This window comes from Psychrobacter sp. 28M-43, from assembly GCF_014770435.1.
Taxonomy (GTDB): domain Bacteria; phylum Pseudomonadota; class Gammaproteobacteria; order Pseudomonadales; family Moraxellaceae; genus Psychrobacter.
Genome location: NZ_CP061739.1, coordinates 580,959 through 606,591, shown reverse-complemented (window position 1 = coordinate 606,591; position 25,633 = coordinate 580,959). Strand labels below are relative to the sequence as shown.

The following is a 25,633-nucleotide window of genomic DNA, read 5'->3' as shown; positions in this document are numbered from 1 at the left end:
AGCGACTATCTCAAAGCAGTATATCAAATCGCTTTAATCATGATCTCTTACCGCCAGTTACTGTCAGTTAATGCCATCAGTGTTCAAAATTTGTGCCGACCATCTTATACTGGTCTGGCAAATCATTTTGATTATAAAGCATATTTTTCATGCTGTCTGCTATCAGGCTACGACTAAGATTAACATTAAACAGGCACTACTTTAACTTAAATTGTCATACGCTAAGGGCACTTAACGCTTCCCCAATCGTATGAAACGAGCCACATACGACGATAAGGTCTTGCGGCTGGCTCGCCTCTATCACTGCATGGGTCGCTGTATGCAAACTATCGAACTCATATATATTGGTGCTATCAACATATTTGGCCAATACACCTTGCAGCTGCTCAGTAGTCGCGGCACGAGGATAATCGATTTCAGCGATAAACCAGTCACTAATCGGTAAGCCTGCTTGAGTTAAGCGCTGCACAACCTTATCAATATCTTTATCACCTAACATAGAAAATAGCATTTTTATCTTTGGTGTAAGGATATCTGTTGAGCTATCTTGATTATTTTGCTTAGCTACGTGCTGCTGCCAAAATGGTAATAGCTGCGCTAATAAGAACTCAACGCCTTGCTCATTATGCGCCACATCAAATAACCAATGGCGGCTATGGCTCTCACGATAATCGAAACGACCTGCCAACTTGACAGTTTGTAGCGCTTGCTCAATCGCATTGATCTCAACATCTAATGGACTTGCTAATACGGCTGATAGTGCATTGGCCGTGTTAGTCAACGATAGCGCAGGACGTGGTAACTGTAAGGTAACCGCTGCATTACTATATTGCCAAGTCGTTGAATCAATATCGCGGTAGCTAAAATCTTGTCCAATCTGATAACAAGTTGCCTGCTGGGTATCGATAGCGTGTTGCACGCTAGCTGGCATCTCAGTAGCACCATAAATCAGAGGAATGCCTTTGCGCAAGATGCCTGCTTTTTCGCGACCAATATCCTCGACATTGTCACCCAACCAGTCAACGTGATCGATACCAATATTGGTAATGACTGCCATGTCAGGATCAATAATATTGACCACATCTAGGCGTCCACCCAACCCTACTTCTAATACCCACACGTCACAGTCTGCTTCAGCGAATATCAATAGCGCTGCTAATGTGGTCATCTCAAAGAACGACAACGTCAAATCACACTGTAAGCGTGCCGCCTCTACTTTGCTAAAAGCCTCAATCAGCGTCTGGTCGCTGACCATCTCGCCATTGATACGTACACGCTCGTTGAAGGCACTAAGATGTGGCGACTGATATAGTGCCGTCTTATAACCTGCGGCTTTACACATTTCGGCGATGACAGCGGTTGTAGAACCTTTGCCATTGGTACCTGCCACAGTAAATACATAAGCGTCATCTTTGGCTGACTGCACCACGCCTAACGCTTCTGCGACAGGCAATACACGTGACAATCCCATATCAATTGCAGATACATGAATCTGCTGCATATAATCGAGCCATTCAGTTAGGCTAGCACTTTCATTAGGACTATGGGCGTTGGGGCTGCGAAGGTCAGAGGCTAAAAGGTCAGACATGAATAAAACCTATATAAAATTTAATAAAAGATAAAAATATATGTGTTGGCTAAAACCAAAAATAGCATTTACCGTGCAATGACGATAAATGCTATTAGAGGGTCTTGCACATGCAGTAGATGTTAGCATGCAGCTAAGTCATTATGCACTCAATAAATGATTCGTTATACTGAGTCATTTACCTTATCGAGCATCTCATTTTACTGAGCATCTACATTTGGGACGCGGCATAGTTTTGCAAGCAGACGATAGATTGTATCAATTAGCTGATGACGATGTACTACTTCATCCACTACGCCATGCTCTAATAAGAACTCAGCGCGTTGGAATGGCTCTTCTAACGTCTCACGTACAGTCTGTTCGATCACGCGCTTACCAGCGAAACCGATCATCGCTTTCGGTTCTGCTAGATGAATATCACCCAGCATCGCCAGTGATGCAGTTACGCCGCCGTACACCGGATTGGTCAATACCACAATATAAGGAATCCCAGCGATTCTTAGACGCTCAATCGCTGCTGCCGTGCGTGCCATTTGCATCAATGACAATAGACCTTCTTGCATGCGTGCACCGCCAGAAGCAGCAAAGCAAACCAAAGGTACTTTTTGCTCTAGCGCTTTTTCAGCTGCTTGAACGAAACGATCGCCAACGACTGAACCCATTGACCCGCCCATAAAACGGAAGTCAAAAGCACAGGCGACGATATCCAGGTTACGCAGTTTGCCATACATAGCAACCAACGCCTCAGACTCACCTGTTTTTTCTTGTGCTTCACTCATACGCGCAGGATATGGCTTACTATCCACAAAGCTTAATGGATCTTTTGCCGTAAACTCTTGTCCTGTCTCGCCGTCTACTTGATCAAGCAACCAGTTCAAGCGCTCACGAGCACTCATCGGTAAATGATGATCACAATGTGGGCACACATAACAGTTAAAAATCAGCGCCGTGTTGGTAATCATTGAATGACAATTACTACACTTAGTTGACGGTTCAGTCTCTACCGCAGACAGTGGCGCAGTCAAATGCTGCTTGATGCCTGGAATAGGACGGTTAAACCATGACTGCCTATCCGTATTGCTGTTTGGCGCGGCTTTAGCAGTATTGTTATCGGGTTTTGTTATTGTATCAGTCATATTATTTGCCATCATAAAAGGCTTATTGACAAGTTTGCTCATTCGCTTGTCATTGAGAGTTTAATGGTTGTCTAAACAAAGCGTCTAATACAGTCATAACATGAGCAATCATGCGACATACTGATAAATAAATCTCGTATGTCGGTAATTTGATTATGCGCTTGTTGATAGATAATATATTTGCCAATCAAAATGACAAATAAATCACTGCTATCAGACACCATATAATAGTGATGTTAGTTTACACTCGTAAACTAATTTTAGCAAAGTCATTTAGTATTGTCTTCACGTAAAGCTTTTAAGTAAAGTCTTAGGTAAACAATAGCTGCAATTTGACTTTGCCATTTCAAATAACTATTTCTTCAAATAACTATTTCTTCAAATAACTATTTCTTCAAGTAACAGCAATATGAAAGCAATAGCTATTAAGCGCTTAAGCTGTCTAACGCTTCACGTAGCTCATCCATTTTTGCCATGATATTCTGCTGTGCATTTGCAACCGCGGCGGCATCGTTGGCATCAATATCGGCAAAATTCTGTACCAAGGCACTACCGACGATAACACCATCTGCATGAGTACCGATCGCTTTTGCAGAGGCACCATCACGGATACCAAAGCCGACGCATACTGGCAAGTCTGTTTCTGCCTTGATTGCTTGTACTTGAGTTGCGACATCGTCAGTATCTAGCGTGGCTGAACCAGTCACACCTTTTAGTGACACATAATAAATATAGCCGCCACAATGAGTCAACACTTGCTCACGGCGCTCAGGCAAAGTTGTTGGCGATAGCAAGAAAATCTCATTCATCGAATGATCGGTCAAATGCTGAGTGAAACTGCCCGCTTCTGCTGGCGGCAAATCTACCATCAATAGACCATCAACGCCTGACTGCTCGCATAGCGCGACAAAGTTGTCATAGCCGATGATTTCAACAGGATTTAGATAACCCATCAGAATAATTGGCGTTTGCGTATCTGTTTGACGGAACTCTGCGACCATTTTTAGCGCATCACGAGTACTTGTACCTGCTGCTAACGCACGCTCGCCAGCCAATGCCACAGTTGGACCATCGGCCATTGGGTCAGAGAATGGTAAGCCGACTTCGATCATATCAGCGCCGTGTTTCACTAAGTCGTGCAACAGACCTACCGTAGTGGTCGGATTAGGATCGCCTGCCATGACATAAGGAATCAAGGCTTTTTTATTTTGTGATTTTAAGGTTTCAAAGGTACTTTCAATTCTGGTCATAGTGGTCTCTTAATTGTTATAAACTGGCTTGTTTGACCTTTCGTTTAATAATCCATATTGAACAATAAAAGGTCAAACAATTTTTCTTATAAAGAAAAATCTAGTAACTTATAAATTTGATAACTTATAAAGATACTCGTTACTACAACTCAATCCCTTCTGCTTTCATCACTGAATGCAGATCCTTGTCACCGCGACCTGACATATTAACGATGATCGTTTGGTCAGGAGTCATGGTTTTAGCCAGTTTCAATGCATAAGCGACGGCATGAGCAGTTTCAAGCGCAGGAATGATGCCTTCTTTGCGAGTTGCTTCATGGAAGCCTTCTAGCGCCTCTTTATCCGTACAGCCGACATATTCAACACGCTTCATGTCTTTTAGGAAGCTATGCTCTGGGCCGACACCAGGATAATCAAGACCCGCTGAGATAGAATGCGTCTCTTGAATCTGGCCATCATCATCTGCCATTAGGTAAGTACGGTTACCATGTAGCACGCCGATACGACCAGCAGCCAATGGTGCTGAATGACGACCTGACTCGATACCATCGCCTGTCGCTTCGACACCATACATTTTAACGTCAGTATCGTTTAGGAAGTCAAAGAACAAACCAATAGCATTTGAGCCACCACCGACACACGCAACCAAGGCATCTGGCATTTTGCCTGTTTTTTCTAGATGCTGAATACGTGCTTCTTTACCGATAATCGCTTGGAAATCACGAACCAACAGCGGATAAGGATGCGGGCCTGCCACAGTACCGATAATGTAATAGGTGCTATCCACATTGGTCACCCAGTCACGCATGGCTTCGTTCATTGCGTCTTTGAGCGTGCGTGAGCCAGAAGTGACGGGCACAACTGTCGCGCCAAGCAAGCGCATACGATAGACGTTCATTTTTTGACGCTCGACATCGTCAGCACCCATATAGACGATACATTCTAGGCCTAAGCGTGCGGCAATTGTCGCCGTCGCTACGCCATGCTGTCCTGCACCAGTCTCAGCGATGATACGTTTTTTGCCGCACATCTTGGCAAGCAGTGCCTGACCAATGGTGTTATTTACTTTATGCGCGCCTGTATGGTTTAGGTCTTCACGCTTAAAGTAAATTTGCGCACCGCCAATCTCATCGCTCAAACGCTTAGCATGATATAGCGGCGTTGGACGACCGACATAATTGACCAAATCGTTGTGATACTCTTCCCAGAATGCTGGGTCTGCTTTTACTTTGGTATAAAGCGTTTCTAGCTCTTCTAGAGCAGCCATTAGCGTCTCAGAGACAAAACGCCCCCCATGTACACCAAAATGACCGCGCGCATCAGGATACTGGTTGAAGTCCTGTACGTTTTCAGGATTGGTAAAAGTATTAACCGATTGTGCGGTAGCAGATAAATCTTTGTTCTCGACATGACTCATGATAATTCCTACTGTAATAAGTGGTATTTTTTAGATAACTTTAGATAAATAGAGAAAAAATAATAAAAGGGATAACAATCTAATAAGATTTAAGCAGAAAAATCGGAATAACGATCAACTAAGCAGATTACGTATCGCAAATAGCTAGATACACACCCACTTAGATGACGCCAGTGACCGTAGCGTTTTGCCATCGATCGCGTTTGACCGCTTTCATAAAGGCACGCATTTTGGCAGCGTCTTTTTTACCTTTATCAACCTCGATACCACCGCTCACATCGACGCCATAAATAGGTAAATCTAATGTAGCGGCAACATTGTCGGCATCGAGCCCGCCAGCCAGAACGATTGGTAGTGCGCTGTCATGTGGAATGAGACTCCAATCAAAACGTGCGCCTGTACCGCCATACTTATGCTGATGATAAGCATCCAGTAAAATACTACTGGCACCTGCGGTCGCAAATTGATTAATTTGGGCGCGAACGCTATCGAGACTGTCTTGCTCTGTATTGATACGCAATGCTTTGATCCAGCGTTTATTGATCACGCCTGCCAGCTGTTGGCACTGCTCAGGCGTTTCATCACCGTGGAACTGAATAATATCAAAAGAGACGTTGTTTGCTAATTTGATCAGCTCATCTTTGGGCATATTGACTACCAGTGCCACCACGCTGACAAAAGCAGGTACGGCAGCACTCAGAGTTTGCGCCTGCTCTATCGTGACTGCACGTGGACTTGGTGGATAAAACACCAAACCCACTGCATCTGCACCTAACTGTGCAGCAGTCTGTATATCATTAAGCTGAGTAAACCCGCAAAACTTAACGTGCATTTTGTGACCTTGCGTTTCATGGTACTGAATATGACGCCGATTATAGCGGCATCAGATAGGTTCAAGCCAAAGATAAATCGTTAGATGTGATGAGGTTTTGTTAACCAAACGGCAAAGCCATTGCATCCAAAAACTTATCCTAGCATACTTTTATCCTTAGTTTTGTTTATGATTGCGATTGATTAATATAGGGATACTTTGATGTCTAAGACTGCACAGACAGCCGCTACTAATACTAATACTAATACTAATACTAATACTAATACTAATACTGACGAGAATGCTACTAGCAAAAATCCACCGCATTACTTGATGTGGTTTCGTCGTGACCTACGCATTCATGACAATATCGCTTTAGCAGCGCTTTGTGAACGTGCAAAGGAAGACAACGCTTCAGTGTCTGCCGTATACTTTTTGACGCCTGAGCAGTGGCAAGCACACGATGTGTCCCTTGTACAAGTCGATCATATTGCCCGTGCGCTACCTATTCTAGCAAAGGGCTTGCAATCAAAACTGAACATCACTTTAACAGTACAGCTCTGTCCAAGCTTTGCTGACTGTATAGAAGCGCTCACGACTTTATGCAATGATAATGAAATTAGCTGCATCATGGCCAATCACGAGTACGAAGGTAATGAGATTGATCGTGATGAGCAATTAAGCAAACAACTTGCAAAAGACGATATCGAGTTCGTCCGCTGGCATGACCAGTGCATTTTGCCACCGCAAAGCATCACGACCAATGATGGCGATAGCATGTATAAGGTCTTCACCCCATTTTATAAAAAATGGCGACATACATTGGACGTCAGCACCATCCAAATGCATGAAGCACCCGCAGTGGTTAGCGATTATAAAATCAAACTACCATCATCGCAAACGTTTGCCAATACAATCGACGATATCAAAGCACTAAGTGAGAAAATACTCAGTGACTATCAGCAGACATTAGAAAAGAACGACTCGTTGCAGCATATCGATATGACAGCTCAGCTTGATCAAGCAAGAGACGCTTATCCTGCAGGTGAGTCTGCCGCTTGCCAGCGTCTAAAGGCATTCGTCGATGATGATATCAATGATTACGATGTGAGCCGTGATGTCCCCCATCTGCACGCAACCAGTCAGCTATCGGCTTATCTCACTATAGGCTCTATCAGCCCTAGGTTCTGCTATCTACAGGCGAGCAAAGCACAAGAAAAGCTACACGGCAATGACGGTGATAATGAAGACATCAATCGCTGGATAAGTGAGTTTGCGTGGCGAGACTTTTATCGTCATGTGCTAGTAGAAAAACCAAACCTGATCCGTCATAAGGCTTATAAAGAAGATACTGACACTAAGGTTAATTGGTCATATGACAATGATGATTTTGAGACATGGTGCACTGGCAAAACAGGCGTGCCATTAGTCGATGCAGCAATGCGTTGCCTAAATGCGACAGGGTTTATGCACAATCGTCTGCGCATGGTCACCGCGATGTTTTTGACCAAAGACTTGTTGATTGATTGGCGCTTGGGTGAGCGCTACTTTATGCAGCAGCTGATAGATGGGGATTTTGCGTCCAATAACGGCGGCTGGCAATGGAGCGCATCGACAGGTACTGACTCAGCGCCCTACTTCCGCATTATGAACCCCTTTAGCCAAGCCAATACGCATGATCCTAAAGCTCTGTTTATTAAGACTTGGCTACCAGAGTTAAAGGACATTCCTAATAGCATATTGCACAACGAAGATAAGATGCGTAAAGAACTGGCAAAAGGTGGTAAGTTTGCCGATATCGATTACCCTGCGCCGATGGTTGAGCATAAATCAGTACGCAAGTTAGCTATCGCCGAATTTAAAAAAGAAGCTTAATTTTAGAAAACAACCAGCAGACTAGCTATTGGTAGTGACTGGCAATTGACATGCACCTGCACCCTGAGTGGTAACCGTCACTACCGCTCCCGTGAGTGCAAACAGCTGCTGCAACTGGGTTTGCGCATTTTGCAATGCCATATTCATGACATCACCTCGGCAGGCACGCTCAAGCACTTCTTTTTTTGCCATGGTCTGTGCTTGTGCCAATATCTTAGGGTCGACTTGCATCATGCCAAAAGCCCCTGTCTGCCAGTCATAAATATCAATATCATCTAGATATACTGAAAATATCTCTGTAGGCGGCAAAGTAATATTGATTTGCGGCATAGTGGCAGCTGGTGAGTTGGTGTCAGCTACTTGCTCTTCATCCACATTAGCTGGAGCAGGTTGCACTACTTGTACCATCTCAGGTGTCAGTGCACTCAGATCAACGCCTGCTTCTACGCGACCATGAGCGATAAACAATGCCTTTTGCTCGTCTTGCCACAGTTTCATCCAGCTCCCAGGTCGCTCGCTCGTAATCACTGTATCGACACTGAATGCGACAGTATGTAAGCGATTTAACTGCTGAATTTGCGTAACCACCCCTTCGCGAGTAATAGTTTCTATCGGCGCTTCTTCTGGTTTGTTTTGCGCGCTATAAATAGCAAAGACAATCGCTGCTAGACCGATGAGTAATATCACCCACGACATTGTCGCAATAGGACGTTTCGCAGGCTTTTGAGTGGCATTAGCGTTATTCATATCAGGATTATCCATAGAAGCTACCTTTATAATGTTGCATCGTTTGGTAAGGCTAAAAGCGTTGTAAAAACGGAGCAGATGCTTATTCTATAAATGCGACTATTGTGCAGTAACTTCAAGTAATGGCTACCATTCCTCTACATAACTTTATCCATAAACCTCTACACAATCATCTCAATAAACTGTCTCTAAAATAAGCAGTGCTTTCGCTATAAAATCATACGAATAGCTCAATTATTTACCCCTTATTGAAGCCTTTGTGTCACGTTCGGTCTGAAAAGACAAAAAGTCATTGCGTCTTAGGCGAACTTTACCTAACATAGTCAGATTGTATGAATAAAATGTCATTCTTAAAGCATTTATCAGGGTTTTAACCTGAATATATCGCATTTTTGGCATATTGATACATCAAATCAAATTTGCCTCTCTTTTATGAGAGTGGTTTTTACTGATGTGCTTTGTATATAAGCAGGTTGGTAACTAGGAAATACCCTAGATTATTGCTAAGTGATAAAGGTAAGCTTGCGGCGGCAATGAAACGATTAGCCATACGCTCAACATCCTACTATTTCTTATTTTTTTATCGTTGATAAGGTTACGCTTTATTTATGAAAGCCAGTCAATTTTTATTTGCCACACTAAAAGAAACCCCAAGTGACGCCGACATCGCCTCAAGCCAATTGATGGTGCGTGCTGGTCTTATCCGCAAGATTGCTTCTGGATTGTATATTTGGTTGCCTATGGGTCTGCGCGTCTTACAAAAGGTCGAACGCATTGTTCGTGAAGAGATGCAAAATGTCGGCGCACAAGAAGTGCTTATGCCGATGACTCAGCCTGCTGAACTTTGGCAGACGACCGGACGTTTTGATGATTATGGTCCTGAGCTATTACGCTTCAAAGACCGTCATGATCGCGACTTTGTACTTGGTCCAACGCATGAAGAAGTCATTACCAATCTAGCACAAGGCGAGCTACGTAGTTATAAACAGCTACCGATTACCTTCTTTCAGATTCAAGGTAAGTTCCGTGATGAGATTCGTCCACGCTTCGGTGTGATGCGCGCACGTGAATTCACCATGAAAGATGCTTACTCTTTCCATGTGGATCAAGCCTCATTGGCCAAAACTTACCATGATATGTATGACGCTTATACACGCATCTTTACCCGCTTGGGCTTAGATTTCCGTGCGGTACAAGCAGATACAGGCTCTATCGGTGGCTTTGCTTCACATGAGTTCCATGTATTGGCAGATAGCGGCGAAGACGATATTGCGTTTTCGGACTCATCTGACTATGCAGCCAACGTAGAGCTAGCAGAATCTGTCAGCACTGCTGAGCGTCAACCACCGAAAATGGAGCGTGAAGACGTTCTAACTGAAGGCATGACCAGCTGTAAAATGGTTGCTGAACACTTGGACATCCCGTTAGAAACGACGGTTAAAACCTTGATCGTTCATGGTCATACTGAGAATGATGAGCCACAACTGATTGCTATCGTATTGCGCGGCGATCACCAGCTCAACACTATCAAAGCTGAGAAAATCGAAGAAGCTAACGTACCATTGACGTTAGCTTCTGACGAAGAGCTAAAGGCGGCAGGCCTGCACAAAGGTTATATCGGCGTTAATTTAGATATGCCTGTATTCGTTGATCGTTCAGCAGCTGCGTTGTCAGATTTTGTTTGCGGTGCCAATGAAGTGAACAAACATACTATCGGTATGAACTGGGCACGTGACACTCGCATTACTCGCATCGTTGATGTGCGCAATGTACAAGAAGGCGACCCGTCTCCTGATGGTAAAGGCAGCCTAAAAATCAAACGCGGTATCGAAGTCGGTCATATCTTCCAGTTGGGTGATAAATACTCACAAGCGATGAACTGTACAGTTTCTGGCGAAGATGGCAAACCTGTCACCTTGATGATGGGCTGTTATGGTATTGGTGTGAGCCGTATCATCGCTGCTGCTATCGAGCAGAACAACGATGAAAACGGTATCATGTGGCCGAAGACGCCAACGGTTAATGATTCAATCGCTCCTTTTGAAGTCGCCATCATCCCGATGAAGTCTAAAGAAGAGACGGTCATGCAGACGGCAACCGCTCTGTATGAAGAGTTAAAAGCTCAAGGTATCAACGTACTACTGGACGATCGTAATGAGCGCCCAGGCGTTAAGTTTGCTGATCTTGAGTTGATTGGTATACCGCATCGTATCGTCGTCTCTGATCGCAACTTGGCGGAAGACAAGTATGAGTACGTCAATCGCCGTGAAGCTGAAAAACAAATGCTGAGCCGTGAAGAAGTCATGGCAAAAGTAAGCGGTAAATAGTCTTGTAGATAAAGACTATACAACAAAAAGCGCCTATCTCACATGATGAGATAGGCGCTTTTTTATGGGCTTAAAAACTATTTAACATTGTATTTTTAGCGAGAACTTACTGGCGGATTAAACGGCTTGGCTTAGGCAATAAACGAATATCACTAACACGGCAAGGATTGATATCAATACCACCGCGGCGCGTATACCACGCCCGCACCATTAGTTCACTTGGCTGATAGTATTGGCTCAAATCAGCAAATATCTGCTCTACACACTGCTCATGGAAACCATTGTGCTGACGGAAGCTCAATATATAACGCAGCATATTTGCATTATTAAAAGGCTTATCAGTTGTAATCGATACGGCCAACGTGCCCCAATCTGGTTGATTGGTCACTGGGCAATTACTACGCAGTAGATTGGAATAAAAGGTATATGGCTGCGTACCATTACTTGCCACGCTTTCATCGCTAGCCCCTACTTCGTTTTCACTCAGCAACGACGCATCAGGACGTTCAGTTAATGCAACTTTATCCGTGTTGCCTGCCAATGCTTCATCAATACAAACACCCTCAGGCTGAGCAATCAATAACGCTGTCTCGTTACCATTTAAATCATCGTTTAGACCAAATAACGCTACCTGTACATCTGCTTGCAAACAAGCTGACAAGTCTTTCGCAATCAACGCTTGTACATCATTCCAACTGGCAAACTCGGTAAAGTTAATACTATTCAAGTATAGCTTGAGCGACTTTGATTCTACGATAAACGGTGAGCTAGCAGGAATGCTAAAGCGCGCGATAGCCACTTGCGAGATACCTTGCGGATTTAACCAAGATATCTCAAAAGCCTGCCACCAATCGACACCGACTGTTAACTTGTCGTCTTGCCAACCAATCGCATCACGTCCCATGCTGCGCGCAATCGGATATAGCGTCTCTGGGCTATACTCAGTTGGATAGTCTGTGGTTTGCTCACCCAAGATACCGTGAATACTCATCTGTCTTCCTAATATTAAACCGTTTAAAATTTGCTCTAAATAATAATATGCTTAGCGAATAATACACACTACAAACGTACACGTGAACCGTTACTTAGCAAGCGATAAGCAATGGTATAAAATATCGCACAGAACACAAAAATAGCCGCCATCGAATACCAAACGTTGACATCAGAGTAGCCAAGAATACCGTAACGGAATGAGTTGACCATATAGACGATAGGATTCAATAGCGAAACATTTTGCCAAAATGGCGATAAATTCTCCATCGAATAAAACACACCACCAAGATAGGTCAATGGCGTCAGTACAAAGCTTGGGATAATAGAGATATCATCAAACGAGCGTGCAAATACCGCATTGATAAAGCCGCCTAATGAAAACAAGATAGACGTGCCAAGTACCGTAAATATAGTCACAAATAAATGCTCGATACCAAGATCAGTAAAGAACAGCGCCACTATCGAGACAATCACACCGATGGCCAGACCACGGAAGATACCACCACTGATATAACCCATCAAAATAGCATGCTTAGATACGGGTGAGACCAAAAGCTCTTCGATACTAGACGTGAACTTAGCACTAAAGAAGCTTGAGACGACGTTAGAGTAACTGTTGGTAATGATCGACATCATGATCAAACCAGGCACGATAAACTGCATGTAAGGCACGCCGCCCATCTCACCCACACGCGAGCCAATCATCTTACCAAAGATGACAAAGTACAAGCTCATCGTGATAACGGGTGGTAGTAATGTCTGTGGCCAGATACGTAAAATACGGCGCACTTCTTTGAACCAAATAGTACGAAATGCAATCCACTTCTTACTCAATGACATTGTTTTATTATGATCGATTAGTTCCTGACTCATAATCCCGCCTCCTTCATGCTATCTGCACTCTGAATGTTTTTGTCTACCAAGCGCATAAATAACTCTTCTAGTCGGTTGGCTTTATTGCGCATACTCGCCACACTGATACCTTTCTCAGATAGCTGATCAAAGACACCGTTTAGTGACTCACCTTCTGTCAAGGTAACTTCTAGCGTTTGCTCATCTGGTTGCGAGACCCCTGTAACTCCTGTTAGAGCCAACTGCTCAGTGAGCGGCGTATCCAAATCAAATACAAACGTCTCTACCGACAACTGCGCCAGTAGCTCTTTCATTTCCGTATTGATACGAATTTCACCGTGATCCAAGATCGCAATGCGTTTACACAATTGCTCAGCTTCTTCGAGATAATGAGTCGTCAGAATAATAGTGGTGTTTTCTTCGATATTAATCTGCTGCATGAATTCCCACATTGAGCGGCGTAGCTCGATATCGACACCCGCTGTTGGCTCATCAAGAATCAATAATTTTGGCTTATGAATCAATGCTCGCGCAATCATCAGACGACGTTTCATACCGCCAGATAGTTCACGTGATTTGCTATCGCGTTTATCCCATAGTCCCAACGCTGTTAATAGTCTCTTTGCGCGTGGTTTGGCTTCTTTTGCTGGAATGCCAAAATAACCCGCTTGCGTAATCAAGATATCTTCGACTTTTTCGAACATATTAAAGTTAAATTCTTGCGGTACAACACCAAGGTATTGCTTGGCAATCGAAGGGTTCTCTAATAGGTCTGTGCCGAAAATATGAACGCTACCGGTGGTTGGCTTAAACAATGAGCTAATAATACCAATCATGGTAGATTTGCCTGCGCCGTTTGGCCCAAGTAACGCAAAGAAACCACCTTGTGGTACCGTTAAATCAACCCCTTTTAATGCCGAAAACCCATTGTCGTAGGTTTTGGATAGGTTTTTTATGGAGAGTGCTGGTGCATCAGACATGAAGACCTCTTTATTTGTTATCAATTTATATAAAATGCGATTTTAGAATAATAGGCCGTGTTGAACATTCGACTATCATTATCATATAGGCAAAAGCCGTATAAGAATGTTCAACACACTCTACTATCTAAAGGTGACAATGTACGGTAATAAACGAACTAATCTCATAAAATGAGGCTACTCATGGCGAATTTCAACTGCCTTATATTCGAAGTACCATATTAATAATACTCATCATGAAAAAGCGCCTATCTCATCACTGAAATAGGCGCTTTATAGATATATATCGTAAAAGCTTGAAAGGTAATCAACAAAGATTAGCTTGCTTCTGCGACCATATAATCTACGGCATTTTGAACTTCTTCATCAGGAATATCCGCGCCACCTTTGGCAGGCATCGCATTAAAACCATTGATAGCATGGGTATATAGCGTATCTTTACCTTTTGCGATACGTGGCCCCCAAGCGCCAGCATCACCAAAGATAGGAGAGCCTAGCAAGCCAGCAGCATGACAGGTATGACATACAGCGTTATATACCGCTTTACCATCACGAGGGCCATCGCCAGCAGCTGGGCCAGATGAGCGTGCCGTTACATCACAAACTTCATCATCTTCAAAACAGATATTGGCAACAGGCTGGATACGCGCAATCAGATTAGGATACAAAGCAATTAGCTTTTGCACTTGCGGCGTATCTTGTGGAATTGGCTCTTCATCAGCGGCAGGCGCTGCTGCTGCAGTTTCTTCGCCTTCTGCTGGAGCGGCTTCGTCAGTAGGCGCAGCACCATCTGTCGTATCTGCAGCAGCTTGGGTATCGTCACCTAGCGTTTCAGGAGCAGCGTCTACGACCTCTTGGCCTTCTGCTACGTCTGACGCAGTTACAGGAGTGTCTACAACATCTTCAGCTTGGCTCACCGCGATACTAGCGATTCCTAGAATGGCTGCTGCCGATAACATAACTACTTTTCTCATTCGTCACGTTCTCTTATTACGTATACAAGTACTAGCACGGCTCGGACATTCTGTCTGTCCTCCTTTGACGACCTCTAAGTCCTCAATAGCAGACAGCCATCCCGCGTGCCAGCGCACTTGCAATCGGTGATTATAAATATGAATTCTCCCCAACATTATAAGGGAAAAGGCAGGTAAATTGCCATGCTTGTTTAATGACTTGGCTGTTTTTTCTTAAAAAACCTCAATCGCGACTGTCATTTATTGGCTTTATGCTTTTTATTTGTTAGACTAAGCGGTCTTTATTTCTAAACACCTTATGCTAATTATCATGCGCATCTAAGCGTGACAGTCAGACATATCGTTATCGTATGCGCTCGTAGCTCAGTTGGATAGAGTATCGGTCTCCGAAGCCGAGGGTCGTGGGTTCGATTCCCGCCGAGCGCACCAATTATACTGTTTACAATCTCGCTCTACCCTTCCCTTAGTACTATCTTAAACTACCTATAATAATTAAACCTACATATCAAAATGTTTGCGTTTTTTCTGTGCTTGTATACTTCTGAGGCTCTCACCTATATAGAATTTACTCTGCATCCTGTAGATTGGCAGTCAATTGAGCACGGCTGGGTATACGGTGATAATTAATCACTGGCACATCACCCAAACGTCGCTGACCCTCAGCAATCTTTTTATCAATCGTAATCATTGCAATTTTTTTGTCTTGTTTGCTAACGAGTAAATGATTTGCCTTACGTGTGACTCGATAATGAGCAAAATGCTGTTTTAATATCGCTGATGTTTTTTGCAGCGCATCATTCGGTGTCGCATTTTTTGATTTTGCGCCATTATGCTTTTCGCCTGCTTTTGCACCTCGCGATTTTGCCACGAACCATAAAACTGCGATGACAGCGAACAATATGACAAGCCACCAAATTCCGTCTATCATAAGTAAAAATATCCATTATTAGCAAGGGTTGGCTCATGTTAGCAGAATTATCACCAGCGTTAATAGCAGAAGTAAAACTTGCAGCACAACTGCTGGCATCCAAAAAGCGTATTTGCATTTTGACTGGGGCTGGCATTTCAGCAGAAAGCGGCATCCCAACGTTTCGAGATAAACAGACAGGACTGTGGGAGAACTACGGTGTCGAAGACTTGGCCACCCCTGAAGCGTTTACTCGTGATCCAAAGCTGGTGTGGTCATGGTATCAGTGGCGTCGAAAAATGGTCGCAGACAAAGCACCAAATCCTGCCCATCATGCGTTGGCTCAGTGGCAGTATCATGCGCAAACCTCCGATCAGCAGGTGACACTCATCACCCAAAATGTCGATGATTTGCACGAGCAAGCGGGTAGCGCAGTGACTCACCTGCATGGTCATCTGTGGCGCAACCGCTGTGGTCAGTGTGAGATACCTTATCAAGATAAATCGAGAGCGGCATACGACAATCAAGGCACCATGAGTTTTGATGAATCACTGCTTAGCTGTCCGCATTGCGACGGTTATATTAGACCAGATATTGTTTGGTTTGGCGAAGCTCTACCTGTGCAGGCATGGCACACTGCCGAAGAAGCTGCAGCTAATTGCGAAGTGTTTATCAGTATCGGCACCTCAAGCTTGGTTTATCCTGCTGCTGGATTGGCACAACTAGCCAAACAAAATGGCGCGCAAGTTATTGAGATAAACCCTGACCCAACGCCAAATACTATCGTCGATATCACATTAGCAGAAAAAGCAGGAATCGTTTTGCCACTGCTTATAACAGAGATTACGGCTTTATAATTGCTACTACTTATAGATATTGCTGAATGAATGAGTGATAGACAATAAAAAAGGCTTAACGATTTATAGAAACCGTTAAGCCTTTACTATTAAAAACAAACTCGTTGCAGCTTATTTCAATGCAAGCTCAACTCTCGCTAAGTAAGCTTCTTTTAACTCATCACTGATAAATGCCGATTTAAACGAGTTTTTTACCAAAGTAATAACATCGTCTTCCGTAATCGGTAGATTCTCATATAGATTGATGAAGTTTTGATTCACGTAGCCTTTGAAATACGCTGGATCATCTGAGTTAACGCTGATATTTAGACCGTAATCTAAAAGCTCTTTAATATTGTGCTCTTTATAAGTCTCAAAGACCTTTAGCTCGATATTTGAGTTCGGGCAAACCGTCAATGGCATTTGCTCATCTTTGAGTCTTTGCATCAATTCTGGGCTTTTTATAGACTGCACACCATGATCGATTCTATTGATATTCAACAAGTCTAACGCTTCGTAGATGTACGAGAAGTCTGCTTCTTCGCCTGCATGAGCGACCAACTTAAAGCCTTCTTCTTTGGCTTTTTGGAAGACTTCTTTGAATTTCGATGGTGGGTTACCCAATTCTGATGAATCAAGGCCAACACCGATGATGTCATCTTTATACTCTAGTGCTTGCTCTAATGTCTCAAACGCTTCTTCTTGCGATAAATGACGCAAGAAACACATGATGATGCATGACGTGATACCGTATTTTGCTTTGGCATCTGCCAGCGCTTCTTTGATACCTGTGATGACCGCTTCAAAAGGCACGCCGCGTTCGGTATGCGTCTGCGGATCAAAGAATATCTCTGTGTGAATGACATTATCTTCGACACATCTAAGAATATATTCCCACGTCAAATCATAGAAATCATCTTTGGTCAGTAAAACATTTGCGCCGGCATAGTAAATATCTAAAAAACTTTGAAGATTGTTAAAGTTATAGGCGGCGCGCACGTCTTCTACGCTGTCATAAGGTATCTCTACATTGTTCTTTTTGGCCAGTCTAAACATCAGCTCAGGCTCTAGCGAACCTTCAATATGTAGATGAAGTTCAGCTTTCGGTAGTTTCTTTATTAATTCAATCATAGTATTCCAGTAATGGTGTTATCGAGACGAGCCCTAGTGAATGTTCTACAGTAGGATAATTAAACTGTATATATAAGGCATTATCTGTCCCAGAAGAGTCATTTTAACACTAAAAGCATATCACCTAAAACAACACCCTTTGACCGTATAGATAAGCTACTTATAAAAGCAACCTTCTTAACAAAACCGTATAAGGCGCAAACTACTTTAAAAATACCACTGTATCAGACAGCTCATTGCCTTCTGGATCATGCTCTAAATGATAATACTGACGTAGTACCTGCCCCACTTCATCCAACAAATCAGCCAAGCTCTCTTCTGTCTTTTGGGTAGCGATACCAGATACTGCCTTTTCGCACATTGCATTCCATACCGTTGGACTCACATGGGCACTGATACCTCGGTCTGCGACAATCTCTAGTTTACGCTCGCATATATTGACATAGATCAAGACGCCCGTATTTTCTTCCGTGTCCCAGACGCGATATTCGCTAAACAAATCAATTGCACGCTCACGGCAGTTCATGCGATAAGCTTCTTGGATAGGCAGATGGTTTTCTACAATTAAGAACACCTCACCACGATGTCCACGCTCAGCTCTTGTAACAGCATCTGTTAGGCGTGCCTTGGATTCTGTTGTCAGCCACTTACTATGTAATAAAGGGACGAACAAAACTTGACGCCACCAGCGGGCAAAACTGGGGTTTGAAGCGTTGTCTTCTACCATTATATTATTTCCTCAAGTACGTCGTTTTCGATGGTTATGTAGAGTTTATCTTGTTTGCGTATGTGGAATACTTACCACGAGCCACCTGCGCCGCCGCCGCCGAAACCACCGCCGCCGCCGCCAAAGCCGCCTCCTCCGAAACCACCACCGCCAAAGCCGCCTCCACTACCGCCGCCCATACCCGGTAAGAAAATCATGCCGCCTCTGCGCCCACCTTTACCGCCGCCGCCTTTTCCACCGCCACCGCCGCGTGAGATCAAAAACATCCAGATGAATATTGCCATAATCAGCGTCATAAAGAAGCCGCCACCTAAGGCTATCGAACCTGCAAAAAACCCGCCAGCGGTAATAATAGAACCAAATACTCGGCCCAATATATTAGTAATAAAGCTACCAAAAATCATCGCCATGATAAATAAGAAAATAGGTGATGGCAGCTCGTCTGAGCTTTGCTGTGCAGTACGTTCTGCGGCTTGTGCATCAGCACGGGCTAAGACTTCAGGATCAGCAGTTAAGCGTGTTTTAAGCGCTTCAACGCCAGCGACTATCCCTGCACCATAGTTATTTTGCTTAAATAACGGCGTGATATCTTCTCGAATGACACGGTTGACTGCCGCATCTGGTAAGACACCTTCTAGTCCATAACCCGTTAGGATATACATATCACGATCATTAACAGCGACCACAATTAGCAGACCATCATCGATAGCTTCATCACCCAACTCCCACTTTTCAGCAACTTGCAAGGCATAATCAAATATTGGTACGCCATTGGTAGTTGGTACGATAACCACCGCTGCTTGTGCTAATCCCTGCTGATAAATACTTCTAAGCTGCGCCTCTAGACGTAGCTTCTCTTGAGGATTTAAGATATTGGCCTGATCAACGACTGGTTCATTGAGTATCAACTTATCAGCGTCAACACCTTCGGCACTGGAGCGTACAGGTGGCTGAGCGGTTGTTTGGGCATTGGCTGTATCATTTGCTGTGCTTTGGTTATCTGCGTTTTGATTGATAGCGTCGTTGCCGAGCACTGCCCCATTAATAGCATCGTTATTTAATACAGCATCATTGATTGCTTCGTTAGACTCGCCTGCTTTAGCAACGGCCACCAACTCTTCGACACTACGGTTTTGCAGATCCGAGGTGCTATCTGTCGCCACCGCTGTATCATTGGGTGCAGCGTACAATGCAGGCACGCTGACGACACCTAACGTAAACAGTAATGCTGATAAGATTGCTTTTGAATTATTCATCTAATCTATACCACCTCAGATAACATCTTTACCAATTGATAGACTCTAACTAATCATCATTGAACTATTAGCTAAATGAACAGAGCTGCCTATGCTGCTCTGTCGTCACATTAACTCTAAATTTTATTCAGCTGACTTTTCTGCAGAGTCGCCAAAATCAACACTTGGTGCGGTTGAAATTGCCTCTTCATTGGCCACACTAAAGTTGGGCTTAGTATCCATACCAAATACTTTTGCAGTGATGTTGGTTGGGAACTGACGTACCGTTGTGTTGTATCCCTGCACTTCTTGGATATAGCGGTTACGAGCCACAGCAATACGGTTCTCAGTACCTTCTAACTGCGCTTGCAAATCCTGAAACAGTGCATCTGATTTTAGATCAGGATAACGCTCAGACACTGCCATCAAACGTGACAACGCCCCCGTCATCTGCTCTTGCGCTGCTGCATAACGCTCCATCGCTTCTGGGTCATTAAGCACTTCTGGCGTTACCGTGATACCACCCGCACGTGAGCGAGCTTCTGCCACTTGAGTGAAGACTTCTTGCTCTTGCTCGGCATACTGCTGTACGACTTTGACTAAGTTTGGCACCAAATCAGAACGGCGCTGATACTGGTTAACCACTTCTGACCATGAAGCAGTGACCTGCTCATCTTGTGCTTGCAGGTTATTGTAGCCACAGCCGCTTAGACCAACTGTAGAAGTTGTCAATAAAGCGGCTAGCAACATCGGCTTCATAATAGATTTACGCGTCATTGTTGATTCTCCTAATAATGATAAATAACAAATATCCAGTACCACGTTTTTAATATTTTTAAGTTTTCTTGGTATTCATACGGCAGTCATGCACTTTATATACTGTATATCTGCGCATTACTCTATCAGCATGATATCAAAAGAAGTTGTCCTAATGATGGCGTTATATACGGCTTTTTACAATTGGTCGTTACCAAAACACAACCGCATAGCGTTAACGATAACGCGTTTTTATCATGATAGATATAGAGCAAAAATCTAGCAGTCTAGCGCTATCAGAATAAATGTTATGTAAGTACAAACAATTATTTATATATAATCCAAATCTTGCTAATGTATCAGCCAAATAAAATACGAATATATCTACCGTCTATAAAGAAATTTCTAGTAATTAGTACAAAAATATGGCAAATTGCAGTTACGTAGCCGTACGGTTTGAATACATTTGGTAGTGGACTTATAGTTTGATTAGTATTAGCGAGTTGTTAATTTCTTAATAAAAACATCAATTAACTGTCAAATTATCGCTAAATACTGTCAATTCGCCATACCAGTCATGTATTCATTCAAGACAGCTCATAGTAAGTTGAATGCCATCATGGTGATGGATATTTAATTATATAACCGCCTGTTTTATCCGCCGGTCAACTTATGATTCATCTGATATCTAACATGATGATAGAAGACCGCAGTAGTTGAGGTTGTAGAATAATAGTAAACGCAGCTGATATTTATATTGTCAGTGATAAGCGCTATGCAAATAGTCCGTATTACTGATGAAATACGCGGGTAAATACAGACAACTACAGTCCATTCTTGGTGGCCAAGCACATGAGACTTAGACAATAAATAAGTCGATGCAGAGACTTTAACTGCTTAACTTAAATAAGTAAGTTAACCAGTTAGTTTACTCCTAGCAAACAGTGCCACCTTGAGACAGTACTAGGAACATAAATATGGAAGGTTTAGTTAACTTAGTAAATGGAATTATCTGGAGCCCAGCGCTGATTTATCTCTGCTTGGGTGCCGGTCTGTTCTATTCCATTATGACGCGCTTTGTACAAGTACGTCTATTCGGTGAGATGATCAAACTCCTATTCACTGGTAAATCTAGTGCACAGGGTATCTCATCATTTCAGGCACTTGCCGTCTCACTCGCCGGTCGTGTGGGTATGGGTAACATCGCTGGGGTAGCTGCTGCTATCGGCTTCGGTGGCCCAGGTGCCGTTTTCTGGATGTGGATCGTAGCCTTCCTAGGCGCATCTACAGCCTATGTCGAATCTACTCTTGCTCAAATTTATAAAGAAAAAGATGTGGTAACTGGCGAATATCGCGGTGGCCCAGCTTATTACTTTGAACGTGCCCTTGGTCAAAAGTGGTACGGCATCCTCTTCGCAATCGCTTCTATTTTATCATGTGGTATGTTCTTACCCGGTGTACAGGCGAACGGTGTTATCAGTGCATTTGCACAGGTAATGGGCGAAGGTACGATCATGAACGTTGCAGGCCTAGAAGTTGGCTCTATGCGTTTGGTCGGCTTGGCTATCATCTTAGTCGTGCTAGGTATCATCATCTTCGGTGGTATTAAGCGTATTGCAACCTTCACTGAGTTTGCAGTACCTTTCATGGCATTAGGTTATATTGCCCTAGCGCTAATCATCATGTTCAGCAACTTCAGCTTGATTCCAGATGTGTTTGGTATGATTGTTGGTGATGCATTCACTGCACAAGCAGGTTTTGGTGCTGCTATCGGTTGGGGTGTAAAACGTGGTATTTACTCTAACGAAGCTGGTCAGGGTACGGGTCCTCACGCTGCTGCTGCTGCTGAAGTTGAGCATCCATCACAGCAGGGTCTAGTTCAGGCATTCTCAGTATATGTTGATACATTACTAGTATGTTCTGCTACTGCATTCATGATCTTATCTACTGGTATGTACAACATTCAAGGTACGCTACCAGATGGTCAATTCATCGTACAGAACGTTGCTGCTACTACTGAAATCAATGCTCCTGCGTTCACGCAAATGGCAATGGAATCTGTATACGGTACGTTTGGTAATGCCTTTATCGCAATCGCTGTATTCTTCTTTGCCTTTACAACAATTCTGGCTTACTACTACATCGCTGAAGTAAACGTGGCTTACTTAACACGCTTCCTTGGTCGTAGTGCGAACAGAACTGGTCTATTCCTAGTGAAAGTTCTTATCATGGCGATGGTTGCTTATGGTGGTCTAAACTCAGCTGGTTATATTTGGGCAATCGGTGATATCGGTGTTGGTCTTATGGCTTGGCTTAACATTGTTGGTATTCTTGTCATCTTCATCGTGGCTCGTCCAACCCTTACTATGCTTAAAGACTATGAAGCTCAGCGCAAAGCTGGCGTAACTCGCTATAGCTTTGATCCTGCTAAATTCGGTATCAAAAACGCACCGTATTGGGAAGAGCGTCATCTGGCACAGCAAAAAAGCATGAACTCTGATCCATTACGTAAAGATAAAGTGTAAATCAATTTAATAAGATTGCTACTTAATCTTATTGAATAAAAAAAAGCCCGAGACCATGTTCTCGGGCTTTTTTGTTTGGTTAATTTTATACACTGCTACAGAATAGCTTACCGAAAAAATATCAAAATTCACGTTCATACGAGCTGATCTAATAAGCTGATTCAACACCTTAAAATCACCCTTTTATCTTTTAAAGTTAACCTGTATTTTAAGTAATGTATGACGGTCACTTTATCTTTTGCCTGTCTTCTTTATAAAGCTTACTTCTTTACGGAGCTTGTTTTGGTATTTTATAACCTTATTTTAATTATGTCGTCGTACCAGTATAGGTAAGCCACAGTTCCCCTATTTTTAATTCATAGACGTAAAAAAGCCTAGCACGATGGCTAGGCTTCCTTTAACTAACTTGTAGATTCAAGACCTACAAACTAAGAAATAGCTTATTCAGGCATTAGTACTGCATCGATAGTGTGGACCACACCATTGGTTGCCATGATATCTGTACCAGTGATATTTGCTGTATTACCAGTAGCATCAGTAATCACATTGTCTTCACTGATAGTAATGGTTTTACCGTTCGCTGTTTCGATCTCAGTACCGTATGGGATATCAGCCGCTTTAACTTCCATTGCTAGTACATGGTAAGGAAGAACCGTTTTTAGCAAGTCTGTATTGGCCAATAACTCTTCTTTAGTCACGCCTAGTTTTTCTAGTACTGGCGCAAACGCATCATCAGTTGGAGCAAATACAGTATGCTTGGTTTCTTCCATTAGCATAGTATCAAGACCAGCAGCCTGTAGCGCAGCGGTTAAGATAGTTAAGTTTTCGTTTTCTGCTGCGATTTCAGCAATAGTTTGAGTCGCTTCCATATCCATTTCGGCCATTGGCTCTGCTTCAACAGCTTCTGTCTCAGCAACTGGCTCAACTGCCATCTCTTCAGTGGCTTCTGGTTCAGTTGGCTCTGCAACAGTTTCAGTATCGTTACACGCTGCTAGTGACATGGCTGCGGTTACAACTGCGATAGATAACAAGTTCTTCTTTAACATAGGTAATTCCTTTTTGGATAAATAATTGATTAAGGGATTTATTTAAATTAATAACTTTCGATAAATATAATGGCGACCAATGATTAATAAATTTATCAATTACTTAGTCATATTATTTAGGCCGTTATATTGATAGTTCTCAGTCTAACTGTTTAATTTTTAAATGGTATTTACTTAAGTAGCAACACTGTATCAATCACGTATATAGCATTGTTTGCTTGTATATCAGTTATTGCGATGTTCAAGACAAAATGCTGTTGATTAACTACTTTTAGATGTCTGTTTTAAAATTTAAACCTAAACAGAAACTTATATAGATAAAGCTCTAAAGTCTAAAACAGCCATTGTCTGATAATGAAATCATCACAAACAATGGCTGCTTAGTCTTATAGTAAATACAGTTGGTATGCCTCAGTTAATACTTATTTAGGCAACAATACTCTATCGATTACATGGACGACACCATTGTTGGCAGCGATGTCAGTCTTCACGATGTTTGTTGTGCGACCGTTTTCATCCATTAGTTTGCCTTCTTTGGTCACCATTAGCGTGTCTTTGCTAGCAGTCATTACGTTACCAGGCTTCACATCTTTGGCATACATAGCCATATCACCAGCGACTACGTGATAACCCAATACTTTGGTTAATAATGGCTTATTGGCAAATAACTGTGCTTTGGTCATACCTGTTTCTTGCAATGCTTGCATAAAGGCAGCATTGGTTGGAGCAAATACCGTATAGTGAGCATTAGGATCAGACAACATATCGGCTAGGCCTGCTGCTTGTACCGCTTCTACCAATACTGAAAAATCAGGGTTGCTTTGGGCAATTTGTACAACATTCATCTTAGCCATACTCTGACTGTGCATCGGTGCTTTCATATCACCTGTCTTCGCTGGCATCATATTATTACAAGCACTCAGACCTGCGATTGAGATAGCCAATGTACCGATGGTGGCAATTTTAGTAAGTTTCATAACATTTTCCTTAATGATTTAAATTTCTTTGACGTTGGTATTGTTTCAACTATGATATTACTGTCTTACAGATCATCTTGCCTGCTAATGCCATTTGCTCACCATAGTGTACTGCTAACACTAATACTCTTACTCTTAGTACCAGTTATTGCTAATAAATGAGCCTGTATTTATAAGTAGGACTTACTAAGACCTTGTATTTCTGAAATTAAATTAACATGTAAGCAATCTTTATCAACCTGCCTTTGCGCAATTTTTTGTGGTATGGGTGTAAATTCTGTCTGACTTCTGAGCATTCCCGTTGGCTTTCATTTGCAAAAGAAAAGCTTTATGTAACCCCTTAGCGAAATGATATTCATTTGTGCGTATCTGCTTTATGAAATAGACTCTAATACCTTGCTTTGTTACTTAGCTCCCCTCTTATTTATCTATTGCCAAAGAGGAATATGCAGTATCCCTTTGTAGCAAACTTTTCATGCTAAAATAATGCAAATTTGCGGCCCTCTTAATGAGACTCTGCACGCTACTGGTTTGTTATTCCTT

Annotated in this window: 21 protein-coding genes and 1 tRNA gene; 5 read left to right on the top strand and 17 right to left on the bottom strand. The window is 42.9% G+C overall.

The features are described 5' to 3' along the window. Nucleotides 1-214 precede the first annotated feature (214 nt). The 5 genes from folC to IEE84_RS02515 all read right to left on the bottom strand — a co-directional run bounded on the left by folC (nt 215) and on the right by IEE84_RS02515 (nt 6,223). On the bottom strand, nt 215-1,588 hold the full coding sequence (folC, locus tag IEE84_RS02535; protein WP_191114780.1) for a bifunctional tetrahydrofolate synthase/dihydrofolate synthase: 1,374 nt from the start codon (nt 1,586-1,588) through the stop codon (nt 215-217). 200 nt (nt 1,589-1,788) lie between these two features. Continuing rightward, nucleotides 1,789-2,736 carry an acetyl-CoA carboxylase, carboxyltransferase subunit beta gene (gene accD, locus IEE84_RS02530; protein ID WP_180952657.1) on the bottom strand — a complete coding sequence of 316 codons (948 nt, stop codon included), beginning with the start codon at nt 2,734-2,736 and terminating at the stop codon, nt 1,789-1,791. A 413-nt stretch (nt 2,737-3,149) separates the two neighbouring features. Beyond that, nucleotides 3,150-3,974, bottom strand: coding sequence for a tryptophan synthase subunit alpha (gene trpA, locus IEE84_RS02525; RefSeq protein WP_191114779.1), 825 nt, complete (start codon nt 3,972-3,974; stop codon nt 3,150-3,152). A 142-nt stretch (nt 3,975-4,116) separates the two neighbouring features. Further along, the gene (gene trpB / locus IEE84_RS02520) at nt 4,117-5,391 is read right to left on the bottom strand and encodes a tryptophan synthase subunit beta (protein WP_191114778.1); all 1,275 of its coding nucleotides are present in this window, start codon (nt 5,389-5,391) and stop codon (nt 4,117-4,119) included. A gap of 160 nt (nt 5,392-5,551) precedes the next feature. After that, nucleotides 5,552-6,223, bottom strand: coding sequence for a phosphoribosylanthranilate isomerase (locus IEE84_RS02515; RefSeq protein ID WP_191114777.1), 672 nt, complete (start codon nt 6,221-6,223; stop codon nt 5,552-5,554). 201 nt (nt 6,224-6,424) lie between these two features. Between IEE84_RS02515 and IEE84_RS02510 the strand changes: the two genes are divergently transcribed. Next, nucleotides 6,425-8,077, top strand: coding sequence for a cryptochrome/photolyase family protein (locus IEE84_RS02510; RefSeq protein WP_191114776.1), 1,653 nt, complete (start codon nt 6,425-6,427; stop codon nt 8,075-8,077). A 21-nt stretch (nt 8,078-8,098) separates the two neighbouring features. Here the strand turns inward: IEE84_RS02510 and IEE84_RS02505 are convergent, their stop codons facing one another. Further along, nucleotides 8,099-8,839 (bottom strand): DUF4230 domain-containing protein, encoded by a 741-nt coding sequence (locus IEE84_RS02505; protein ID WP_224737861.1) that lies wholly within the window; start codon nt 8,837-8,839, stop codon nt 8,099-8,101. A 593-nt stretch (nt 8,840-9,432) separates the two neighbouring features. Here IEE84_RS02505 and IEE84_RS02500 point away from each other — a divergent pair. Further along, entirely contained in the window at nt 9,433-11,151 is a 1,719-nt protein-coding gene (locus IEE84_RS02500; RefSeq protein WP_191114775.1) for a proline--tRNA ligase, read from the top strand. A 106-nt stretch (nt 11,152-11,257) separates the two neighbouring features. Here IEE84_RS02500 and queF read toward each other — a convergent pair whose 3' ends face one another. The 4 genes from queF to IEE84_RS02480 all read right to left on the bottom strand — a co-directional run bounded on the left by queF (nt 11,258) and on the right by IEE84_RS02480 (nt 14,935). Further along, nucleotides 11,258-12,142, bottom strand: a complete 885-nt coding sequence (gene queF / locus IEE84_RS02495) for an NADPH-dependent 7-cyano-7-deazaguanine reductase QueF (protein WP_191114774.1) — start codon at nt 12,140-12,142, stop codon at nt 11,258-11,260. A gap of 68 nt (nt 12,143-12,210) precedes the next feature. Next, nucleotides 12,211-12,984 carry an ABC transporter permease gene (locus IEE84_RS02490; protein WP_160023143.1) on the bottom strand — a complete coding sequence of 258 codons (774 nt, stop codon included), beginning with the start codon at nt 12,982-12,984 and terminating at the stop codon, nt 12,211-12,213. A 29-nt stretch (nt 12,985-13,013) separates the two neighbouring features. Beyond that, nucleotides 13,014-13,976, bottom strand: a complete 963-nt coding sequence (locus tag IEE84_RS02485; protein WP_057758608.1) for an ABC transporter ATP-binding protein — start codon at nt 13,974-13,976, stop codon at nt 13,014-13,016. Between the two features lie 317 nt (nt 13,977-14,293). Further along, nucleotides 14,294-14,935 carry a c-type cytochrome gene (locus IEE84_RS02480; protein ID WP_224737860.1) on the bottom strand — a complete coding sequence of 214 codons (642 nt, stop codon included), beginning with the start codon at nt 14,933-14,935 and terminating at the stop codon, nt 14,294-14,296. 367 nt (nt 14,936-15,302) lie between these two features. Here IEE84_RS02480 and IEE84_RS02475 point away from each other — a divergent pair. Then, nucleotides 15,303-15,379 (top strand) — tRNA-Arg (locus IEE84_RS02475). Between the two features lie 136 nt (nt 15,380-15,515). On the opposite strand, the gene IEE84_RS02470 is transcribed toward IEE84_RS02475, so the two are convergent. Further along, complete coding sequence (locus IEE84_RS02470) at nt 15,516-15,878, bottom strand: hypothetical protein (RefSeq protein WP_191114773.1); 363 nt, start codon at nt 15,876-15,878, stop codon at nt 15,516-15,518. Nucleotides 15,879-15,913: 35 nt separating this feature from the next. On the opposite strand from IEE84_RS02470, the gene IEE84_RS02465 reads away from it, so the two are divergent. Beyond that, on the top strand, nt 15,914-16,714 hold the full coding sequence (locus IEE84_RS02465) for an SIR2 family NAD-dependent protein deacylase (protein ID WP_191114772.1): 801 nt from the start codon (nt 15,914-15,916) through the stop codon (nt 16,712-16,714). Between the two features lie 111 nt (nt 16,715-16,825). Here IEE84_RS02465 and IEE84_RS02460 read toward each other — a convergent pair whose 3' ends face one another. The 4 genes from IEE84_RS02460 to IEE84_RS02445 form a co-directional block, all read right to left on the bottom strand. Continuing rightward, nucleotides 16,826-17,824 (bottom strand): adenosine deaminase, encoded by a 999-nt coding sequence (locus IEE84_RS02460; RefSeq protein ID WP_191114771.1) that lies wholly within the window; start codon nt 17,822-17,824, stop codon nt 16,826-16,828. A 202-nt stretch (nt 17,825-18,026) separates the two neighbouring features. Further along, entirely contained in the window at nt 18,027-18,551 is a 525-nt protein-coding gene (locus IEE84_RS02455; protein WP_191114770.1) for a TPM domain-containing protein, read from the bottom strand. A gap of 71 nt (nt 18,552-18,622) precedes the next feature. Beyond that, nucleotides 18,623-19,807, bottom strand: coding sequence for a TPM domain-containing protein (locus tag IEE84_RS02450; protein WP_191114769.1), 1,185 nt, complete (start codon nt 19,805-19,807; stop codon nt 18,623-18,625). 123 nt (nt 19,808-19,930) lie between these two features. Continuing rightward, nucleotides 19,931-20,563 (bottom strand): LemA family protein, encoded by a 633-nt coding sequence (locus IEE84_RS02445; protein ID WP_101204949.1) that lies wholly within the window; start codon nt 20,561-20,563, stop codon nt 19,931-19,933. Nucleotides 20,564-21,519: 956 nt separating this feature from the next. Here IEE84_RS02445 and IEE84_RS02440 point away from each other — a divergent pair. Further along, a complete protein-coding gene (locus IEE84_RS02440) occupies nt 21,520-23,067 on the top strand; it encodes an alanine/glycine:cation symporter family protein (protein WP_191114768.1) in 1,548 nt (515 codons plus the stop codon). A gap of 440 nt (nt 23,068-23,507) precedes the next feature. Here IEE84_RS02440 and IEE84_RS02435 read toward each other — a convergent pair whose 3' ends face one another. Together IEE84_RS02435 and IEE84_RS02430 are read right to left on the bottom strand one after the other, a co-directional pair. After that, nucleotides 23,508-24,113, bottom strand: a complete 606-nt coding sequence (locus tag IEE84_RS02435) for a fasciclin domain-containing protein (RefSeq protein ID WP_057758535.1) — start codon at nt 24,111-24,113, stop codon at nt 23,508-23,510. Nucleotides 24,114-24,535: 422 nt separating this feature from the next. Beyond that, a complete protein-coding gene (locus IEE84_RS02430) occupies nt 24,536-25,090 on the bottom strand; it encodes a fasciclin domain-containing protein (RefSeq protein ID WP_191114767.1) in 555 nt (184 codons plus the stop codon). Nucleotides 25,091-25,633 lie beyond the last annotated feature (543 nt).

Bases quoted from the DNA above. Each gene is read 5' to 3' on its own strand.
- IEE84_RS02440 (WP_191114768.1), top strand. From the start codon at position 21,520: ATGGAAGGTTTAGTTAACTTAGTAAATGGAATTATCTGGAGCCCAGCG.
- IEE84_RS02500 (WP_191114775.1), top strand. From the start codon at position 9,433: ATGAAAGCCAGTCAATTTTTATTTGCCACACTAAAAGAAACCCCAAGT.
- IEE84_RS02445 (WP_101204949.1), bottom strand. From the start codon at position 20,563: ATGACGCGTAAATCTATTATGAAGCCGATGTTGCTAGCCGCTTTATTG.
- IEE84_RS02455 (WP_191114770.1), bottom strand. From the start codon at position 18,551: ATGGTAGAAGACAACGCTTCAAACCCCAGTTTTGCCCGCTGGTGGCGT.
- IEE84_RS02490 (WP_160023143.1), bottom strand. From the start codon at position 12,984: ATGTCATTGAGTAAGAAGTGGATTGCATTTCGTACTATTTGGTTCAAA.
- IEE84_RS02505 (WP_224737861.1), bottom strand. From the start codon at position 8,839: ATGGATAATCCTGATATGAATAACGCTAATGCCACTCAAAAGCCTGCG.
- accD (WP_180952657.1), bottom strand. From the start codon at position 2,736: ATGGCAAATAATATGACTGATACAATAACAAAACCCGATAACAATACT.
- trpA (WP_191114779.1), bottom strand. From the start codon at position 3,974: ATGACCAGAATTGAAAGTACCTTTGAAACCTTAAAATCACAAAATAAA.
- queF (WP_191114774.1), bottom strand. From the start codon at position 12,142: ATGAGTATTCACGGTATCTTGGGTGAGCAAACCACAGACTATCCAACT.
- IEE84_RS02510 (WP_191114776.1), top strand. From the start codon at position 6,425: ATGTCTAAGACTGCACAGACAGCCGCTACTAATACTAATACTAATACT.
- IEE84_RS02480 (WP_224737860.1), bottom strand. From the start codon at position 14,935: ATGTTATCGGCAGCAGCCATTCTAGGAATCGCTAGTATCGCGGTGAGC.
- IEE84_RS02465 (WP_191114772.1), top strand. From the start codon at position 15,914: ATGTTAGCAGAATTATCACCAGCGTTAATAGCAGAAGTAAAACTTGCA.
- IEE84_RS02430 (WP_191114767.1), bottom strand. From the start codon at position 25,090: ATGAAACTTACTAAAATTGCCACCATCGGTACATTGGCTATCTCAATC.
- IEE84_RS02460 (WP_191114771.1), bottom strand. From the start codon at position 17,824: ATGATTGAATTAATAAAGAAACTACCGAAAGCTGAACTTCATCTACAT.
- trpB (WP_191114778.1), bottom strand. From the start codon at position 5,391: ATGAGTCATGTCGAGAACAAAGATTTATCTGCTACCGCACAATCGGTT.
- IEE84_RS02435 (WP_057758535.1), bottom strand. From the start codon at position 24,113: ATGTTAAAGAAGAACTTGTTATCTATCGCAGTTGTAACCGCAGCCATG.
- IEE84_RS02470 (WP_191114773.1), bottom strand. From the start codon at position 15,878: ATGATAGACGGAATTTGGTGGCTTGTCATATTGTTCGCTGTCATCGCA.
- folC (WP_191114780.1), bottom strand. From the start codon at position 1,588: ATGTCTGACCTTTTAGCCTCTGACCTTCGCAGCCCCAACGCCCATAGT.
- IEE84_RS02450 (WP_191114769.1), bottom strand. From the start codon at position 19,807: ATGAATAATTCAAAAGCAATCTTATCAGCATTACTGTTTACGTTAGGT.
- IEE84_RS02485 (WP_057758608.1), bottom strand. From the start codon at position 13,976: ATGTCTGATGCACCAGCACTCTCCATAAAAAACCTATCCAAAACCTAC.
- IEE84_RS02515 (WP_191114777.1), bottom strand. From the start codon at position 6,223: ATGCACGTTAAGTTTTGCGGGTTTACTCAGCTTAATGATATACAGACT.